Source organism: Bacillus sp. mrc49, assembly GCF_002803435.1.
In genome coordinates this window covers 1-2,590 of sequence record NZ_PHNG01000668.1, presented here as the reverse complement: position 1 = coordinate 2,590, position 2,590 = coordinate 1, and the positions used below count along the sequence as shown (strand labels likewise).

5 protein-coding genes are annotated in these 2,590 nt (G+C 37.2%); all 5 read left to right on the top strand.

Translation table 11 applies throughout. The features are described from left to right. Positions 1-134: 134 nt before the first annotated feature. The 5 genes from CVN76_RS09905 to CVN76_RS09885 all read left to right on the top strand — a co-directional run bounded on the left by CVN76_RS09905 (position 135) and on the right by CVN76_RS09885 (position 2,588). The gene (locus CVN76_RS09905; protein WP_100531112.1) at positions 135-404 is read left to right on the top strand and encodes a hypothetical protein; all 270 of its coding nucleotides are present in this window, start codon (positions 135-137) and stop codon (positions 402-404) included. Between the two features lie 95 nt (positions 405-499). Then, on the top strand, positions 500-838 hold the full coding sequence (locus tag CVN76_RS09900; RefSeq protein ID WP_100531111.1) for an organic solvent tolerance protein OstA: 339 nt from the start codon (positions 500-502) through the stop codon (positions 836-838). 52 nt (positions 839-890) lie between these two features. Beyond that, positions 891-1,334, top strand: coding sequence for an ArpU family phage packaging/lysis transcriptional regulator (locus CVN76_RS09895; RefSeq protein WP_100531110.1), 444 nt, complete (start codon positions 891-893; stop codon positions 1,332-1,334). Positions 1,335-1,368: 34 nt separating this feature from the next. Then, positions 1,369-2,115: a DNA-methyltransferase gene (locus CVN76_RS09890; protein WP_198512500.1), complete on the top strand. Its 747-nt coding sequence runs from the start codon at positions 1,369-1,371 to the stop codon at positions 2,113-2,115. Between the two features lie 242 nt (positions 2,116-2,357). Then, positions 2,358-2,588: a hypothetical protein gene (locus CVN76_RS09885; protein WP_100531109.1), complete on the top strand. Its 231-nt coding sequence runs from the start codon at positions 2,358-2,360 to the stop codon at positions 2,586-2,588. Positions 2,589-2,590 lie beyond the last annotated feature (2 nt).

Here is a 2,590-nt window from a genome sequence, read left to right as displayed (position 1 = left end):
AAGGCGGCAAGATTATCGGTCCATGTCCAAACTCATGAGGAACTTAAAAAGGCTCATACAGAATTAAAGGCAAAATATAAAGCTGCCATGAAAGAGCTTCATAATAGGCCCAAATAAAAGGGAGGTTTGCACATATGGGTTATTCCCGAGAAGAACAAGAAACTTCATTGGTTTTTGACAATAGTACAAGCGAGTGGACTGTTTACTCTACTGTGCCGAAACACATTCGAAAACTCACTAATTTAACAGAGCTAATCGTCCTAGAATCGGAGGATGATAGACCGATAGCCGTTAGGGGAACATTGACGGAAAAACAGGTCTCCATGAAAAAAGAACGGGTCTACACAGATGAACAAAGGGAAAGAGCTGCTGAAAGGCTATCTAAGGCTAGAAACGCTTTATAAATAAAGGAAAACTTTTATTAACTCGCTAAACAGGACTAATTAGTCCACTTATACATTTAATCAAAAATAACGGTTATTAATAGGAGGAATTATCAATGGCAAAAGTACAACTTAATCAAAAGGAACAACATTATGCAGATACTCGTGAAGAGGCAGAGGAAATTGTTTCAGATGCTAAAAAAAATAACAATCTTCAAATGCATAAAATCACAGAGAAATATAATAAATACGGTCAGTACTTCTTAATCGATTTAACATACGCTTATCAAACTCCAAAAGAAGTAATGGAGAGTGAACCGCAAAAAGATAATGCTCCAGATGGACAAATGAGCATTGATGATCATGAAGGCATTGAGTATTCTGTGGACGGCAATGGATCAGTGAATGTTTCAGATAGTCAACTTGAATCAGGAGAAGAATTAATCAATCAGTAATTATCTGCCCTGAGCTTCGGCTCGGGGTACTCCTTAGAAATGGGGGAAAGTTATGGTTTTCGAATTACCTGAATTAGATAGAAAAGCGACTCAATGGGCCGTTGAGGCTGAATTAGAGAAATATCGCTTATATAAATACTTAATCTTTGAAGAACGTGAAGCATCCATTACAGGAAGTTCTGAGGAAAGATTTCATGGTCCAACTAATATGACGAGTGATCAAACTGGCTCCATTGCTATCTATAATGCAGATCAGCAGCGTTATAGAAGAGATTATTGCAAGCGTGTGGAATGGGCCGTTCGAAGGCTGCCGAATATGGAACGGTTTCTTATCGAAGAAAGGTATATGTCTGAGGATGCGGAATACTTGTCCGATTACAATGTGTATTGTTTTAAATTTCAGCCTCCAATTTCCGAAAAGAAGTATTCAAAGATACGTTGGAAAGCATTTTATAAACTGGCCTTGAACTTGAATCTTGCCATTACTAAGGGTTAGTGGACACAAACAGTGATGTAAAGGAGGGGTGGTTATGGAGTTAAATAAGATATTCAAGATGGATTGTTTAGTTGGAATGGAGATGATTCCTGATAAATCAATCGATATGATCTTCACTGATTTACCTTATGGAACAACTAATTGCAAATGGGATTCAGTGATTCCCTTAAACGCTCTATGGCAGCAATACGAAAGAATTATTAAAGATAGCGGCGCTATTCTCCTATTCGCACAAACTCCTTTTGACAAGGTTTTAGGAGCAAGTAACTTGAAATTACTTCGTTATGAGTGGATTTGGGAAAAGACTGCAGCAACAGGTCATTTTAACGCAAAGAAAATGCCGTTAAAAGCACACGAAAATATATTGGTGTTTTATAAAAAGCTTCCAACCTATAACCCTCAAAAGACAACTGGACATAAACCTGTAAACAGCTACACCAAGTATTTAGAAACTCAAAATAAAGGTGAGATATACAGGCAAGCAACAAAAGAGGTCTCTGGCGGTGGAGCTACTGATCGATACCCAAGGAGTGTATTAACATATCCTTCGGATAAGCAAAAATTAAATTTACATCCCACTCAAAAGCCTTTGGACCTTGTTAAAGATATGATACTGACTTATTCAAATGAGGGTGAAGTTATCTTGGATAGTTGTGTGGGAAGTGGAACCACTCCAGTTGCAGCAATTCGAACAAATCGAAGGTTTATAGGATTCGAAATCGAAGAAAAATATTGGGATTTAGCAAATGAACGTATTGCAAAAGAATTCGTTATTGTGTAGTTCGAATAAATGGGGAAATTATTACGAAAAAAAGTCGAAAATAAATCGAAAAAAAGAAGGGAATAAATCGTGTTGTTTGGATTTAGACATGATAAATTTATATCATCGAGAATAAAGAAAAGGACGATATTAAGCTCAGGTTCAAGCTGAACCTAACCATTTCGTTGACATAAACGATATGGTACAAAACAAGGCACTCATTCAATTGAGTGCTTTTTATTATGGAGAAGGAGTGAGTTGGGATGGAGAAAGGCAAAGTAAAAGTTGCTGTTGATATGGATACAAATAGGCTGCAGCAGAAGCTTAGAGCTATTGCTAAACATACTGAAGCATTAGCTAATGAACTGGATGAAATTGACAAGGATAGATGTTCAGTGTGCGGTGGGGCCATTCATAGGACAATCTATTATGTTGATGGTATTGAAGCAAACTCAGTAACAGTTTGCCCTAAATGCGAGGACGATAAAGGATAATG